We start from the raw sequence: 13,393 nt of genomic DNA, 5'->3' as shown, positions 1-13,393 counted from the left end.
CTCCTTACCAGCTGGACTTGACCAGACCGGGGATGAGACCCCGATTGCCAAGTTCCCGAAGCGCCACACGCGAGATGCCCATCTTGCGGTAGAAAGCGCGGGGACGTCCCGTGATGCCGCAACGATTGCGGACTCGGGTCGCCGACGAGTTGCGGGGCAGTTCCGCGAGCTTGAGGCGCGCCTCGAAGCGCTCCTCCATCTCGAGGCCTTCGTTATTGGCCGTAGCAAGGAGGGCCTTACGCTTGGCGGCGAACCGCTTCACGAGTTCCTTGCGGTGGTTGTTCTTCTCGACTGAGCTTTTCTTTGCCATGTCTCTCTCCAGTGTCCGCGTCTAAGCGCTTTTCAGCCCTTACTGCCGGAACGGGAATCGGAATTGCGACAGGAGCGCGCGCGCCTCGGCATCGGTGCGAGCCGATGTCTGGATCACGATGTCCATGCCCCAGGTGGCATCGGCCTTGTCGTAGGAGATCTCGGGGAACACGAGGTGCTCCTTGAGGCCCAACGCGTAGTTGCCATTGCCGTCGAACGAACGGGGGTTCAGGCCGCGGAAGTCACGAACGCGCGGGAGCGCGATGGTGATCAGACGGTCCATGAACTCGTACATCCGATGCTTGCGCAGGGTGACCTTGCAGCCGATCGGCATGCCTTCGCGGACCTTGAAGGTCGCGATGGCCTTACGGGCCTTGGTGATGACCGGCTTCTGGCCGGCGATCAGAGCAAGGTCGCCGGCGGCGACGGAGGCCTTCTTAGAATCGGCGGTGGACTCGCCGACGCCCATGTTGATCACGATCTTCTCGATGACCGGAACCTGCATGGGGTTCTTGTAGCCGAACTCTTCGATCAGCTTCTGGCGAACGACCTCATCGTAATGCTTGCGCAGACGAGGGGTGTACGCGTCGTTGTTCTTCTCAGCCATCGATCAGATCCCCCGAGCGCTTGGCGAACCGGACCTTGCGGCCGTCGTCGAGAATGCGGAAACCAACGCGCGTGGGCTGACCGTCCTTGGGGTCGGCAATCGCGATGTTGGACAGATGAATTGCGGCTTCCTTTGAGATGATGCCGCCTTCCTGGTTCTGCGTCTGCTTCTGGTGCTTCTTGACCAGATTGACCCCGCGCACGAGCGCACGGTCTTCCTTCGGCATCACCTGGATGACTTCACCGGAACGACCCTTGTCGCGTCCGGTGAGAATGACGACCTTGTCGCCCTTCTTGACCTTGGCAGCCATCACAGCACCTCCGGAGCGAGCGAGATGATCTTCATGTGGTTCCGGGCGCGCAACTCGCGCGGCACGGGTCCGAAGATGCGGGTGCCGATCGGCTCTTTCTGATTGTTGATCAGGACAGCGGCGTTCTTGTCGAACCGGATCACGGATCCGTCGGCGCGCTTCACTTCCTTGGCGGTGCGAACAACGACGGCTTTCATGACGTCGCCCTTCTTCACGCGGCCGCGGGGAATGGCCTCCTTCACCGAGACGACGATGATATCGCCGACTCCGGCATACTTGCGCTTCGACCCGCCGAGAACCTTGATGCACATCACGCGACGCGCACCAGAATTGTCGGCGACGTCCAGATTCGTCTGCATCTGGATCACGAGAGTGACCTTTCCTTGTTTCAGACGGGTTTCCGCACACGGACGGTATTGTCCGGCGGACGACGTCTGATGGGGATCTGATGTCCCCGGCTCATATAGAAGGACCGCGCAATCGGCGCTTGCCACGCCGGCGCGGTCACCGCGTCCGAAAGGTGCGAACACCCTTCTCAACTGTCGCGAAGGAATGCCCGATACATCATGGCTCGGACAGGTGCAAGACCGAACTTCGCTTTCGGGCCCGCGAAAGGGCTGCCGGGACGCGCGCGACCAGTCCCGTCACGACCCGCACGGCGGCGAATCCATGCGCTCTGAGACGACCCGGCGGCCGGCGGTGTCACCAACCGCCTGCGGGCTGCCCGCCCTGGGAAGGCGGACGGCCCGCAATCCTCTCGCCCGGTTCGGTGTCCCGCCCCGCCGCCCTCCCCCGCCGCCGTCCCCCGCCATGTGCCGCCGCCGAGGGTGTCTGGTCAGGCCCCACCGCAGCACTCGTCGAAGGCCCGCGTCTTCTGTCCACCGATGCTGCGGGCCGTGTCCGGAAGTCCTATGATCCTGCGGCCAATCCGGTTCTCGTTACCCGTGGCTTCGCCGAGGATCGTCGACACGGTCGCGCGGTCGACCTGGTTCCCGTTGCCGGCCGCGAGGGCGGCCTGGGCGAGGCGGCGTACCACCTCCTTCACAAAGGCGGCGCTGGCCCCCTCCGAACGCGTCACCGCGTCCTCGATGGCGCCTTCCTCGAACGCGAGGGCCCCACCGTAGAGCGCGATGAGCCGTGTGCGGCATCCGGCATCGGGATTGGCGATCTCGATCGCTTCGTCGACCCGCCCCGGGCGGGAGGCCAGGGCCTCCTCGATCTCGGCGGGACGGTTCGTGGTCAACAGGAAGAGCACGTCGGCGTCGTCGTGCAGGCCATCCATTTCGTTGAGCAGGCGGTTCAGCAGAACCTCCGTATTGGGACTGTTCATGTCCCCACGTGACCGGCCGACGAGATCCACATCCTCCAGGACGACGATGCTCGGTTGGAGGGTGCGGGCGAGTGTCATGTATTCCGACAGCTTGCCGACCTGCTCCGCGGTGATCAGCACCGTGGTGCGGTCCGGCATGTTCGCCGCGATGAAGCGGATGACGTGCGTCTTGCCCGTACCCGGCGGCCCATAGAGGAGCAGCCCCTTGCGGGTGGATTGTCCGAGCCGTTTGAGGTCCGCCCTGTGGCGGTCGAACTCGAAGACGTGTCGGTCGAGCCGCGCCATCGTTGCATCGTCGAGAATGATCGCGTCCCGTCCAACGTAAGGGAGCTTGTGGACGGTCATCGCCGCCCTCATGCCCGAGTACGAAGAGCCGGTCTCGAAGGAGAGAACCTTGCCCCGATAGAGGGTCGAGTTGGCCGCGGCAGTCTGGGCCGCCGCGAGGAACTCGCCGGCGAACCGGAGGGATGCCGTATCGGCCAAGGTGGCGATTTCGAGTTGCGTGAACTTGCCGTCCGCATAGGTCGCATATTGCGACAGCAGCACCGCGACGGGACGGCCTTCAGCCTTGAACAGCCACAGGCCGTTGTTGAGGGTCGCGTAGGGCGATTCCTCCCCCACATCCATGTCACGATACTGCAGCGGCGTGATCGAGATGGCCTGGTCGCCATTGCGAACGAGCAGGGCGGAAATCGTGAGCGGCAACATCTCGTGGGGCTGGTGCACGCCCATGAGAGTGGGATGGAACGGGGAGAGGCGGTCGATCGTGGCTGCTTGAAGGTCGGGAAGGAGGTGCACGCCGAACTGCCGGCGCGAACTCATGATCCCATTGATCGCCTCGGCGCCGAACAGGGCGAGCAGAACCTGCCAGGTGGTGTTGGAGTTTTCCCGCATCGTCGGCGCGCCTCGGCAGAAGCTTCCGCCGGGCCGGCGGCCCCGTGATCCGCAGGAAACTCCTCATCGAGTCTGTCGGTCGGGACCCGCGGGAAGACACCGCCCCGGCGAAATAAAGTCGGCGCTGCAACCGGAGCGATACGGCATGCACGAAAAAGCGGGCGCAGAAGACTGCGCCCGCTTTTTGATACGTCCGACCTGTCGGTTCACGCCTCGGCGGCGGGAGCATCCGACGTGGCGCCGGAGACCAGCTGCCAGGTCTTCGTCTTCGAGAACGGACGGCACTCCTCGATCGACACGGTCTGACCGACCTTGGCGACGTTGGTCTCGTCGTGGGCGTGGTAGTTCTTCGAGCGACGGACGGTCTTCTTCATCACCGGGTGGGTGAAGCGACGCTCCACCTTCACGACGATGGTCTTCTCGCCCTTGTCGCTAACGACGACGCCCTGCAATACGCGCTTCGGCATGGTGTACTCCTCAAGCCTGCGCGGACTTCAGCGTCTTCTGACGCTGGAGAGTGCGAACGCGGGCGATATCGCGGCGGACCTCACGGACCCGTGCGACGTTCTCGAGCTGGCCGGTGGCGCCCTGGAAGCGCAGGTTGAACTGCTCCTTCTTCAGGTTCAGCAGCTCATCGTTCAACTGATCGGGCGACAGGGCGGCCAGATCCGACTGTCTCTGTGACGACTTCATGATCCCCTCCCCTTAGTCAGCGATGCGCTGAACGACGCGCGTGCGGATCGGGAGCTTCGCCGCACCGAGGCGCAAAGCCTCCTTGGCGATGTCCTCGGCGACGCCGTCGACTTCGAACATGATACGTCCGGGATGCACGCGGGCAGCCCAGAACTCGGGTGCACCCTTACCGGAGCCCATTCGGACTTCGGTGGGCTTCGCCGTGACCGGAACATCCGGGAAGATCCGGATCCAGACACGGCCCTGGCGCTTCATCTCACGGGTGATCGCGCGGCGAGCCGCCTCGATCTGCCGTGCGGTGACACGCTCGGGCTCGATGGCCTTCAGGCCGAACGTCCCGAAATTGAGGTCGAAGCCGCCCTTGGCCGCACCGTGGATGCGACCCTTGAACTGCTTACGGAACCTGGTCTTCTTGGGTTGCAACATGGCAGCCTCTCAACACCTTCTATGGCTAACGGGCGTACGCGATCACGCCTCAGGCGTGTTCGCGCCGGCCGCGTTCGCGGCCACCCTCGCCATCGCGCTCGCGACGTCCGCCCGAACGGCCGCCTTCTTCCTGAGCGCGCTTGTCCTGCGCCATCGGGTCGTGCTCGAGGATTTCGCCCTTGAACACCCACACCTTGATTCCGCACGTCCCGTAGGTCGTGAAGGCAGTCGCCACGCCGTAATCGACATCCGCGCGCAGGGTATGCAGCGGGACGCGACCTTCGCGGTACCATTCCTGGCGAGCGATCTCGGCGCCGCCGAGACGACCGGAGCAATTGATCCGGATGCCCTCGGCTCCGAGACGCATGGCCGACTGCACGGCGCGCTTCATGGCGCGACGGAAGGCGACACGACGCTCGAGCTGCTGGGCGATCGAATCGGCCACCAGAGTGGCATCGATCTCGGGCTTGCGCACCTCGACGATGTTGATCGTCACGTCAGCCTTGGTCAGGGTGCCGACGAGCTTGCGCAGCTTCTCGATATCCGCGCCCTTCTTGCCGATAACCACGCCCGGACGACCCGAGTGGATGGTGACGCGGCACTTCCGGTGCGGACGCTCGATGACGATCTTCGAGACCGCCGCCTGCTTCAGCTGCTTCATGAGGGCGGCGCGAATGGCCACGTCCTCATGCATCAGCTTGGCGTATTCGCCCTTCTGGGCGAACCAGCGGGAGTCCCAGGTCCGGTTGATACCGAGCCGTAGACCGATCGGATTGACTTTCTGGCCCATCAGGTCCTCCTCACGCCGCTTCGGCGGTCGGGACTTCGCGCACCACGATGGTGAGGTTCGCGAAGGGCTTCAGGATGCGGGCGCCGCGGCCACGCGCACGGGCGTGGAACCGCTTGAGCACGAGCGCCTTGCCGACGAAGGCCTCGGAGACGACGAGATCGTCGACATCGAGGTCATGGTTGTTCTCGGCATTGGCGATGGCGCTCTCGAGGCACTTCTTGACCTCGCGGGCGATCCGCTTGCGGGAGAATTCCAGGTCGGCCAAAGCCGACTCGACCTTCTTACCGCGGATGAGTTGCGCGACGAGATTGAGCTTCTGAGGGCTCACGCGCAGCATGCGCGCGACGGCCTTCGCCTCGTTCTCGGGGAGCGCGCGGGGGGTGGCTTGCTTGCCCATCTCAGCGCCTCTTCGCCTTCTTGTCGGCTGCGTGGCCGTGGAAGGTACGGGTCGGCGAGAACTCGCCGAACTTGTGACCCACCATCTCCTCGGACACGTAGACCGGGATGTGCTTCTGTCCGTTGTGCACACCGAAGGTGAGCCCGACGAACTGCGGCAGGATCGTGGAGCGACGGCTCCAGATCTTGATGACTTCGTTGCGGCTGGATCCGCGAGCGGTCTCAGCCTTCTTGAGGAGGTAGCCGTCGATGAACGGCCCCTTCCAGAGCGAGCGTGCCATGAGGGTTACTTCTTGCGGTTGTGACGGCTGGCGAGGATGAAGACGTCGGTCCGCTTGTTGGAGCGGGTCTTCTTCCCCTTGGTGGGCACGCCCCAGGGCGTGACCGGGTTACGGCCGCCCGAGGTACGACCCTCACCGCCGCCGTGCGGGTGATCGACCGGGTTCATGGCTACGCCGCGAACGTGCGGGCGCTTCCCGAGCCAGCGATTTCGGCCGGCCTTGCCGAGGGAGATGTTCATGTGGTCCGGGTTCGACACCGCACCGACACTGGCAAAGCAGTTGCCGTGGACCAGGCGCTGCTCACCCGAATTGAGGCGCAGCGTGACGTACCCCTGATCGCGTCCAACGATCTGAGCGTAGTTCCCGGCCGAACGAGCGATCGCGCCGCCCTTGCCGATCTTCAGCTCGACGTTGTGGACGATGGTGCCCACCGGCATGTTGCCGACTGGGCCGGCATTGCCCGGCTTGATGTCGACCTGCTCGGCGGCAATCACCTTGTCGCCCGGCGACAGGCGCTGGGGAGCCAGGATGTAGCTCTGCACACCATCGGGGAAGGTGATCAGCGCGATGAACGCCGTGCGGTTGGGATCGTACTCGATCCGCTCCACCGTGGCGGCCACGCCGAGCTGCTCACGCCGCTTGAAATCGACGTTGCGCAGAGTGCGCTTGTGTCCACCGCCACGGAAGCGGACGGTGATACGTCCGAGGTTGTTACGGCCGCCCGAGGACGACTTGCCCTCGGTGAGCTTCTTGACCGGCTTGCCCTTGTAGAGCTCACGGCGGTCGACGAGCACGAGCTGGCGAAGGCTCGGCGTGACCGGTTTGAATGTCTTCAAGGCCATCGGCTTGATCCTAACGCTTTTCGTGTCAGAGCCCGGTCGTGACGTCGATCGTTTCACCCTCGGCGAGGGTCACGATCGCTTTCTTCACGTCCGAACGCTGTCCGCGAAGCCCGCGGAAAATCTTCTTCTTGCCCTTGGTGACGAGCGTGTTCACGCCTGTCACCTTGACGTCGAACAGCTTCTCCACCGCTTCCTTGATCTGCGGCTTGGTAGCCTTCGGGGAGACCCGGAAGACGACCTTGTTCTGCTCGGTGAGGTTCGTCGCCTTCTCGGTGATGACCGGGGAGACGATGATATCGTAGTGGCGCGGATCGGCACTCATTTGAATCGCGCCTCCAGCGCATCGATCGCTGCGCGCGTCAGCACGAGCTTGTCGCGACGCAGGATGTCGTAGACGTTGATGCCCTGAACCGGCAGGACATCGATCTGCGGGATGTTGCGAGCGGCGCGACCGAAGTTCACGTCGACCTCGGCTCCACTGATGATCAGCGCGCTCGACAGGCCCATCTTCTCGAACCGCTCGACCAGGTTCCGGGTCTTGCCGTCTGCGAGCGTCACGTCGTCCACGATGATGAGGGTCTCGGCCTTCACCTTGGCGGACAGGGCGTGACGGAGAGCCAGGGCGCGGACCTTCTTGGGCAGGTCATGGGCGTGGCTGCGCACGACCGGACCGAAAGCGCGTCCACCGCCGCGGAACTGCGGAGCCGAGGCAGCGCCGTGACGAGCGTTACCGGTGCCCTTCTGCTTGTACAGCTTCTTGCGCGTGCGGTTGACGTCCGAACGGTTCTTGACCGCGTGGGTGCCGGCCTGACGCTTGGCAAGCTGCCAGCGCACCATGCGCTGGAGCAGATCGGCGCGGGGCTCGAGACCGAAGATGGTCTCGTCCAGGTCGATGGACCCGGCGCCGTCGCCGTCGAGAGTAGTGATATCGAGCTTCATCACGCGTTCTCCTCGGAAGCGGGAGCCTCGGGAGCCGGAGCTTCGGTGGCGGGAGCAGCGGAAGAACCGTTCTCACGGAACTTGCCCGGCTGCGGCACGTCGGCGGGGAGCTTGCGCTTCACCGCGTCGCGGATTTGGATCCAGCCGCCGGCGACACCGGGGACGGCGCCTTCGACGAGGATAAGGCCACGCTCGGGATCCGTACGCACGACGCGCAGGTTCTGGGTCGTGACCCGGTCGACGCCCATGTGACCGGGCATCTTCTTGTTCTTGAAGGTCTTGCCGGGATCCTGGCGGCCACCGGTCGAACCGATCGAACGGTGCGAGATGGACACGCCGTGGGTCGCCCGCAGACCACCGAAGTTCCAGCGCTTCATACCACCGGCGAAGCCCTTACCCGTGGTCGTACCCGTCACGTCGACGAACTGACCGGGGATGAAGTGGTCGGCAGTGATTTCGGCCCCTACCGGGATCAGCGCATCCTCGGACACGCGGAACTCGGCGAGCTTCTGCTTCGGCTCGACCTTGGCGACCGCGAACCGGCCGCGCTCGGCAGCCGACACGTTCTTCACCTTGGCCTTGCCGACGCCGACCTGAAGGGCGACGTAGCCGTTCTTCTCGACGGTACGGTGGGCAACCACCTGGCATTGATCGATTTTAAGCACTGTCACGGGGACATGTTCGCCTGCATCCGTAAAGATGCGGGTCATGCCGACCTTCTGTGCAATGACGCCTGAGCGCATAGGTGTCTCCCTCGCGCGATTCTACGGTAAGCTCTAAATCCCCGCGGGACTTAGAGCTTGATCTCCACGTCCACGCCGGCGGCGAGGTCGAGCTTCATCAGCGCGTCCACGGTCTGCGGCGTCGGATCGACGATATCCAGGACGCGCTTATGGGTGCGCATCTCGAACTGCTCGCGCGACTTCTTGTCGATGTGCGGCGAGCGGTTGACGGTGAACTTCTCGATATGCGTCGGCAGCGGGATCGGACCACGGATGGTCGCGCCGGTGCGCTTGGCCGTCGACACGATCTCGCGGGTCGAGGCATCGAGGATGCGATGATCGAACGCCTTAAGGCGAATGCGGATATTCTGACCGTTCATGACCTGAAACCTTGGCGGGACTTAAGAAGGGGCGGGCGCGAGGACCCGCCCCTCTGTCGATCCCAGCAGACTGAGCGTACCGAACTTAATCGTTGATGGCTGCGACGACGCCTGCGCCGACGGTGCGTCCGCCTTCACGGATGGCGAAGCGGAGCTTCTCTTCCATGGCGACGGGGACGATGAGGGTGACGTCCATGGTGACGCTGTCACCGGGCATCACCATCTCGGTGCCCTCGGGCAGTTCGCATACGCCGGTGACGTCGGTGGTGCGGAAGTAGAACTGCGGCCGGTAGTTGGTGAAGAACGGGGTATGGCGGCCGCCCTCCTCCTTGGTGAGGATGTAGGCTTCGGCCTTGAACTTGGTGTGGGGCTTGACCGAGCCGGGCTTGCACACGACCTGGCCGCGCTCGACGTCCTCGCGCTTGGTGCCGCGCAGGAGCACGCCGACATTGTCGCCGGCCTGGCCCTGGTCGAGCAGCTTGCGGAACATCTCGACGCCCGTGACCGTGGTGGTCTGGGTGTCGCGGATGCCGACGATCTCCACGGTCTCGCCGACCTTGACGATGCCGCGCTCAACGCGACCCGTCACCACGGTGCCGCGGCCCGAGATCGAGAACACGTCCTCGATCGGCATCAGGAACGGCTTGTCGATCGGACGCTCCGGCTGCGGGATGTAGGCATCCACGCTCGCCATCAGGGCGATGACCGCGTCGTGGCCGACGGCCTTGTCGCCGTTGTCGAGGGCCACCTTGGCCGAACCCTTGGTGATCGGGATGTCGTCGCCGGGGAAGTCGTACTTGGAGAGGAGCTCGCGCACCTCCATCTCGACGAGCTCGAGGAGCTCCTCGTCGTCGACGAGGTCGACCTTGTTGAGGAACACCACCAGCGCCGGCACGCCGACCTGGCGGGCGAGCAGGATGTGCTCGCGGGTCTGCGGCATCGGGCCGTCGGCGGCCGACACCACAAGGATCGCGCCGTCCATCTGGGCGGCACCGGTGATCATGTTCTTCACGTAATCGGCGTGGCCGGGGCAGTCGACGTGCGCGTAGTGCCGGTTGGCCGTCTCGTACTCGACGTGCGCCGTCGAGATCGTGATGCCGCGGGCCTTCTCCTCGGGGGCCTTGTCGATCTGATCGTAGGCCGTGAACGTCGCCCCGCCCGACTCCGCAAGGACCTTCGTGATCGCTGCCGTCAGCGACGTCTTGCCGTGGTCGACGTGACCGATCGTGCCGATGTTGCAGTGCGGCTTGGTGCGGGCAAACTTCTCTTTGGCCATCGTAGCCTCCGTAATCTCAGTGTTTCAGGTGATGCTGCTGCGGTCCGGAAAAGGCGGGAAGCCTTAAGCGTACTTCGCGACGACCTTCTCGGCCTCGCCGCGCGGCACCTCTTCGTAATGGTCGAATTGCATCGTGAAGTTCGCGCGGCCCTGGGAGAAGGAGCGCAGCTGGTTCACGTAGCCGAACATATTGGCCAGCGGCACCATCGCATTGATGACGTTCGCATTGCCACGCATGTCCTGGCCCTGGATCTGGCCACGGCGGGAATTCAGATCGCCGATGACCGAACCGGTATACTCTTCCGGCGAGACGACCTCGACCTTCATCACCGGCTCGAGCAGGACCGATCCGCCCTTCTGGAGGGCTTCACGGAGCGCCGCACGGGAGGCGATTTCGAAGGCCAGGGCTGACGAATCGACGTCATGGTAGGCGCCGTCGATCAGCTCGACCTTGATGTCCACCACCGGGAAGCCGGCAAGGATGCCGGCGCCAAGCACCGAGTTGAGGCCCTTTTCGACGCCTGGGATGTACTCCTTGGGCACCGTGCCGCCGATGATTTTCGAAGAGAACTCGAAACCCTTGCCGGGCTCGTTCGGCTCCACGACGAACTTCACCCGGGCGAACTGACCGGTACCGCCGGTCTGCTTCTTGTGGGTGTAGTCGATCTCGGTGCGCTTCGTGAGCTTCTCACGATACGCCACCTGCGGCTGGCCGATATTCGCGTCGACCATGTAGGTGCGGCGCAGGATGTCGACCTTGATGTCGAGGTGGAGTTCGCCCATCCCGCGAAGGATGGTCTGGCCCGATTCCTGGTCGGTGGAGACGCGGAAGGACGGATCCTCAGCGGCGAGCTTGGCGAGAGCGATGCCGAGCTTCTCCTGATCGGCCTTGGACTTCGGCTCCACCGCGATCTCGATGACGGGCTCCGGAAACTCCATCTTCTCAAGGATGACGGCATCCTTGGGATCGCACAGGGTATCGCCCGTGCGGGTGTCCTTAAGGCCGGCCAGGGCGACGATGTCGCCGGTGAAGGCTTCCTTCACGTCCTCGCGGTTGTTGGCGTGCATGAGAAGCATGCGACCGACACGCTCCTTCTTGTCCCGCGACGAGTTGATGACGTTGGCGCCCGACTCGACCTTGCCCGAATAGACGCGGCAGAACGTGATCGTACCCACGTGGGGGTCGTCCATGATCTTGAACGCGAGCATCGAGAAGGGATCGCTATCGGACGGGTGCCGAACGGTCTCTTCCTCGGTCTTGAAGTCGAGCCCCTTGATCTCGCCGCGGTCGGCGGGAGACGGCAGGTAATCGACGACGGCGTCGAGCAGGGGCTGCACGCCCTTGTTCTTGAAGGCCGAGCCGCAGAGCACGGGATGGAAGGCGCGACGCTGGACGGCTGTGCGCACAAGGCGATGCATCGTCTCGGCGTCCGGCTCGACACCGTCGAGATAGGCCGACATGGCGTCGTCATCCATCTCGACGCAGGCTTCGACGAGCTTGATGCGATACTCCGCAGCCTGATCGGCGAGGTCGTCCGGGATCTCGGTCTCCGAGAAATCGGCGCCGAGCTTCTCTGACGTCCAGACGATGGCCTTCATCTTGATCAGGTCGATGACGCCCTTGAAGGTCGTCTCGGCGCCGATCGGAAGCTGTAGGCAGACGGGCTTGCCGGCGACGCGGTCGATGATGTCGGCGACGCATTTGAAGAAGTCGGCGCCGATCTTGTCCATCTTGTTGACGAACACGACACGCGGAACGTCGTACTTGTCAGCCTGACGCCATACGGTCTCGGTCTGAGGCTCGACGCCCTGGTTGCCGTCGAGCACGCACACGGCACCGTCGAGGACGCGGAGCGAGCGCTCCACTTCGATGGTGAAATCCACGTGGCCGGGAGTGTCGATGATGTTCAGGCGCTTGTCGCGCCAGAAGCAGGTGGTCGCAGCGGAGGTGATCGTGATGCCACGCTCCTGCTCCTGCGTCATCCAATCCATCGTCGCGGCGCCGTCGTGGACTTCGCCGATCTTATGGGACTTGCCGGTGTAGTAGAGGATCCGCTCAGTGGTCGTGGTTTTGCCAGCATCAATGTGAGCCATGATGCCGAAATTACGGTAGTCCTCGATCGCATGCGTGCGGGGCATCGGATTGCTCCTGAAAGGGTCCGGGGCCGCTTACCAGCGGTAGTGCGAGAAGGCGCGGTTGGCTTCAGCCATCCGGTGCGTGTCTTCCCGCTTCTTGACCGCGTTGCCACGGTTGTTCGCGGCATCGAGGAGTTCGGCCGAGAGGCGCTCGACCATGGTGCGGTCGTTGCGGCCACGGGCGGCCTGGATCAGCCAACGGATCGCCAGAGCCTGACGACGCTCCGTGCGCACTTCGACGGGGACCTGATAGGTCGCGCCGCCGACGCGGCGGGAGCGGACTTCGATCGCCGGAGCGACGTTCTCGAGAGCAGCGCGGAACACCTCGATCGGGTTCGCACGGGCACGGTTCTCGACGATGTCGAACGCGCCATAGACGATACCTTCGGCGATCGACTTCTTGCCCTCGTACATGATGGAATTCATGAACTTGGTCAGCACGATATCGCCGTACTTGGCGTCCGGGATGATTTCACGCTTTTCGGCAGAATGGCGGCGGGACATCGCTCGCTCCGTCTATAAATCAAGGTCTTAAAACCACCCCGCGCAGGCCACCTGAAACCTCATGAAGGTCGGCGGCATCCTTACGGGGTGCGCGAAATTCTTACTTCGGACGCTTGGCGCCGTACTTGGAGCGGCGCTGCTTACGACCCTTGACGCCCTGCGTGTCGAGCACGCCGCGAAGGATGTGGTAGCGCACGCCGGGGAGATCCTTCACGCGGCCGCCGCGGATCATGACCACGGAGTGCTCCTGAAGGTTGTGACCTTCGCCGGGGATGTACCCGATGACTTCGAAGCCGTTGGTCAGACGGACTTTTGCGACTTTACGGAGAGCCGAGTTCGGCTTCTTCGGGGTCGTCGTGTAGACGCGGGTGCAAACGCCACGCTTCTGCGGGCAGGCGTCGAGCGCCGGCACCTTGTTGCGGCTCTTCTGCGCTTTACGCGGCTGCGCGATCAGCTGGTTGATCGTCGGCATACTCTGCCCTCTTCATTCGGACCGCTGAGGCGCGATCCCATGTTCGGCTTCACGAGGCAGCCTGTTTCCAGGCTGTCGCGGATCTT

20 protein-coding genes are annotated in these 13,393 nt (G+C 64.0%); all 20 read right to left on the bottom strand.

Annotated features, from left to right (window positions below; all coding sequences use genetic code 11):
- Nucleotides 1-4 precede the first annotated feature (4 nt).
- Entirely contained in the window at nucleotides 5-310 is a 306-nt protein-coding gene (rpsN, locus tag K368_RS0114555) for a 30S ribosomal protein S14 (RefSeq protein ID WP_018044216.1), read from the bottom strand.
- Nucleotides 311-349: 39 nt separating this feature from the next.
- Nucleotides 350-916 (bottom strand): 50S ribosomal protein L5, encoded by a 567-nt coding sequence (gene rplE, locus K368_RS0114550; protein ID WP_027172974.1) that lies wholly within the window; start codon nucleotides 914-916, stop codon nucleotides 350-352.
- Nucleotides 909-1,226 carry a 50S ribosomal protein L24 gene (gene rplX / locus K368_RS0114545; protein ID WP_018044218.1) on the bottom strand — a complete coding sequence of 106 codons (318 nt, stop codon included), beginning with the start codon at nucleotides 1,224-1,226 and terminating at the stop codon, nucleotides 909-911. Before rplX ends, rplE begins: the two co-directional genes overlap by 8 nt.
- Nucleotides 1,226-1,594, bottom strand: coding sequence for a 50S ribosomal protein L14 (gene rplN, locus K368_RS0114540; protein ID WP_018044219.1), 369 nt, complete (start codon nucleotides 1,592-1,594; stop codon nucleotides 1,226-1,228). Before rplN ends, rplX begins: the two co-directional genes overlap by 1 nt.
- A 467-nt stretch (nucleotides 1,595-2,061) precedes the next feature.
- Nucleotides 2,062-3,450, bottom strand: coding sequence for an ATP-binding protein (locus K368_RS0114535; protein WP_027172973.1), 1,389 nt, complete (start codon nucleotides 3,448-3,450; stop codon nucleotides 2,062-2,064).
- A 206-nt stretch (nucleotides 3,451-3,656) separates the two neighbouring features.
- Nucleotides 3,657-3,917 carry a 30S ribosomal protein S17 gene (gene rpsQ, locus K368_RS0114530; RefSeq protein WP_027172972.1) on the bottom strand — a complete coding sequence of 87 codons (261 nt, stop codon included), beginning with the start codon at nucleotides 3,915-3,917 and terminating at the stop codon, nucleotides 3,657-3,659.
- 10 nt (nucleotides 3,918-3,927) lie between these two features.
- Complete coding sequence (gene rpmC / locus K368_RS0114525; protein ID WP_018044221.1) at nucleotides 3,928-4,143, bottom strand: 50S ribosomal protein L29; 216 nt, start codon at nucleotides 4,141-4,143, stop codon at nucleotides 3,928-3,930.
- 12 nt (nucleotides 4,144-4,155) lie between these two features.
- Complete coding sequence (gene rplP, locus K368_RS0114520; protein WP_018044222.1) at nucleotides 4,156-4,569, bottom strand: 50S ribosomal protein L16; 414 nt, start codon at nucleotides 4,567-4,569, stop codon at nucleotides 4,156-4,158.
- A gap of 49 nt (nucleotides 4,570-4,618) precedes the next feature.
- Nucleotides 4,619-5,359 carry a 30S ribosomal protein S3 gene (rpsC, locus tag K368_RS0114515; RefSeq protein WP_018044223.1) on the bottom strand — a complete coding sequence of 247 codons (741 nt, stop codon included), beginning with the start codon at nucleotides 5,357-5,359 and terminating at the stop codon, nucleotides 4,619-4,621.
- A 10-nt stretch (nucleotides 5,360-5,369) separates the two neighbouring features.
- On the bottom strand, nucleotides 5,370-5,756 hold the full coding sequence (gene rplV / locus K368_RS0114510) for a 50S ribosomal protein L22 (protein WP_018044224.1): 387 nt from the start codon (nucleotides 5,754-5,756) through the stop codon (nucleotides 5,370-5,372).
- Between the two features lies 1 nt (nucleotide 5,757).
- Entirely contained in the window at nucleotides 5,758-6,036 is a 279-nt protein-coding gene (gene rpsS / locus K368_RS0114505; RefSeq protein WP_018044225.1) for a 30S ribosomal protein S19, read from the bottom strand.
- Between the two features lie 5 nt (nucleotides 6,037-6,041).
- The gene (rplB, locus tag K368_RS0114500; RefSeq protein WP_018044226.1) at nucleotides 6,042-6,878 is read right to left on the bottom strand and encodes a 50S ribosomal protein L2; all 837 of its coding nucleotides are present in this window, start codon (nucleotides 6,876-6,878) and stop codon (nucleotides 6,042-6,044) included.
- A gap of 25 nt (nucleotides 6,879-6,903) precedes the next feature.
- Nucleotides 6,904-7,200 carry a 50S ribosomal protein L23 gene (locus K368_RS0114495; RefSeq protein WP_018044227.1) on the bottom strand — a complete coding sequence of 99 codons (297 nt, stop codon included), beginning with the start codon at nucleotides 7,198-7,200 and terminating at the stop codon, nucleotides 6,904-6,906.
- Complete coding sequence (gene rplD / locus K368_RS0114490) at nucleotides 7,197-7,817, bottom strand: 50S ribosomal protein L4 (RefSeq protein WP_027172970.1); 621 nt, start codon at nucleotides 7,815-7,817, stop codon at nucleotides 7,197-7,199. The genes K368_RS0114495 and rplD overlap by 4 nt, the downstream gene beginning before the upstream one ends.
- Complete coding sequence (rplC, locus tag K368_RS0114485; RefSeq protein ID WP_018044229.1) at nucleotides 7,817-8,560, bottom strand: 50S ribosomal protein L3; 744 nt, start codon at nucleotides 8,558-8,560, stop codon at nucleotides 7,817-7,819. The genes rplD and rplC overlap by 1 nt, the downstream gene beginning before the upstream one ends.
- Before the next feature lie 50 nt (nucleotides 8,561-8,610).
- Nucleotides 8,611-8,919, bottom strand: coding sequence for a 30S ribosomal protein S10 (gene rpsJ, locus K368_RS0114480; RefSeq protein WP_018044230.1), 309 nt, complete (start codon nucleotides 8,917-8,919; stop codon nucleotides 8,611-8,613).
- A gap of 85 nt (nucleotides 8,920-9,004) precedes the next feature.
- Nucleotides 9,005-10,195, bottom strand: coding sequence for an elongation factor Tu (gene tuf, locus K368_RS0114475; RefSeq protein WP_027172969.1), 1,191 nt, complete (start codon nucleotides 10,193-10,195; stop codon nucleotides 9,005-9,007).
- Nucleotides 10,196-10,258: 63 nt separating this feature from the next.
- Nucleotides 10,259-12,334: an elongation factor G gene (fusA, locus tag K368_RS0114470; RefSeq protein WP_027172968.1), complete on the bottom strand. Its 2,076-nt coding sequence runs from the start codon at nucleotides 12,332-12,334 to the stop codon at nucleotides 10,259-10,261.
- Nucleotides 12,335-12,364: 30 nt separating this feature from the next.
- Nucleotides 12,365-12,835 (bottom strand): 30S ribosomal protein S7, encoded by a 471-nt coding sequence (gene rpsG, locus K368_RS0114465; RefSeq protein WP_018044233.1) that lies wholly within the window; start codon nucleotides 12,833-12,835, stop codon nucleotides 12,365-12,367.
- A gap of 100 nt (nucleotides 12,836-12,935) precedes the next feature.
- The gene (gene rpsL / locus K368_RS0114460) at nucleotides 12,936-13,307 is read right to left on the bottom strand and encodes a 30S ribosomal protein S12 (RefSeq protein ID WP_018044234.1); all 372 of its coding nucleotides are present in this window, start codon (nucleotides 13,305-13,307) and stop codon (nucleotides 12,936-12,938) included.
- Nucleotides 13,308-13,393 lie beyond the last annotated feature (86 nt).

Origin of the sequence: Methylobacterium sp. 10 (assembly GCF_000519085.1) — a bacterium.
GTDB lineage: Bacteria > Pseudomonadota > Alphaproteobacteria > Rhizobiales > Beijerinckiaceae > Methylobacterium.
Note: the sequence above shows the minus strand (reverse complement) of the source record. Positions and strands in the feature narration are given on the sequence as shown.

What these genes read in the sequence shown, in the direction of transcription:
- rpsN (WP_018044216.1), bottom strand. Translation starts at nt 310, where the DNA reads ATGGCAAAGAAAAGCTCAGTCGAGAAGAACAACCACCGCAAGGAACTC.
- rplE (WP_027172974.1), bottom strand. Translation starts at nt 916, where the DNA reads ATGGCTGAGAAGAACAACGACGCGTACACCCCTCGTCTGCGCAAGCAT.
- rplX (WP_018044218.1), bottom strand. Translation starts at nt 1,226, where the DNA reads ATGGCTGCCAAGGTCAAGAAGGGCGACAAGGTCGTCATTCTCACCGGA.
- K368_RS0114535 (WP_027172973.1), bottom strand. Translation starts at nt 3,450, where the DNA reads ATGCGGGAAAACTCCAACACCACCTGGCAGGTTCTGCTCGCCCTGTTC.
- rpsQ (WP_027172972.1), bottom strand. Translation starts at nt 3,917, where the DNA reads ATGCCGAAGCGCGTATTGCAGGGCGTCGTCGTTAGCGACAAGGGCGAG.
- rpmC (WP_018044221.1), bottom strand. Translation starts at nt 4,143, where the DNA reads ATGAAGTCGTCACAGAGACAGTCGGATCTGGCCGCCCTGTCGCCCGAT.
- rplP (WP_018044222.1), bottom strand. Translation starts at nt 4,569, where the DNA reads ATGTTGCAACCCAAGAAGACCAGGTTCCGTAAGCAGTTCAAGGGTCGC.
- rpsC (WP_018044223.1), bottom strand. Translation starts at nt 5,359, where the DNA reads ATGGGCCAGAAAGTCAATCCGATCGGTCTACGGCTCGGTATCAACCGG.
- rplV (WP_018044224.1), bottom strand. Translation starts at nt 5,756, where the DNA reads ATGGGCAAGCAAGCCACCCCCCGCGCGCTCCCCGAGAACGAGGCGAAG.
- rpsS (WP_018044225.1), bottom strand. Translation starts at nt 6,036, where the DNA reads ATGGCACGCTCGCTCTGGAAGGGGCCGTTCATCGACGGCTACCTCCTC.
- rplB (WP_018044226.1), bottom strand. Translation starts at nt 6,878, where the DNA reads ATGGCCTTGAAGACATTCAAACCGGTCACGCCGAGCCTTCGCCAGCTC.
- K368_RS0114495 (WP_018044227.1), bottom strand. Translation starts at nt 7,200, where the DNA reads ATGAGTGCCGATCCGCGCCACTACGATATCATCGTCTCCCCGGTCATC.
- rplD (WP_027172970.1), bottom strand. Translation starts at nt 7,817, where the DNA reads ATGAAGCTCGATATCACTACTCTCGACGGCGACGGCGCCGGGTCCATC.
- rplC (WP_018044229.1), bottom strand. Translation starts at nt 8,560, where the DNA reads ATGCGCTCAGGCGTCATTGCACAGAAGGTCGGCATGACCCGCATCTTT.
- rpsJ (WP_018044230.1), bottom strand. Translation starts at nt 8,919, where the DNA reads ATGAACGGTCAGAATATCCGCATTCGCCTTAAGGCGTTCGATCATCGC.
- tuf (WP_027172969.1), bottom strand. Translation starts at nt 10,195, where the DNA reads ATGGCCAAAGAGAAGTTTGCCCGCACCAAGCCGCACTGCAACATCGGC.
- fusA (WP_027172968.1), bottom strand. Translation starts at nt 12,334, where the DNA reads ATGCCCCGCACGCATGCGATCGAGGACTACCGTAATTTCGGCATCATG.
- rpsG (WP_018044233.1), bottom strand. Translation starts at nt 12,835, where the DNA reads ATGTCCCGCCGCCATTCTGCCGAAAAGCGTGAAATCATCCCGGACGCC.
- rpsL (WP_018044234.1), bottom strand. Translation starts at nt 13,307, where the DNA reads ATGCCGACGATCAACCAGCTGATCGCGCAGCCGCGTAAAGCGCAGAAG.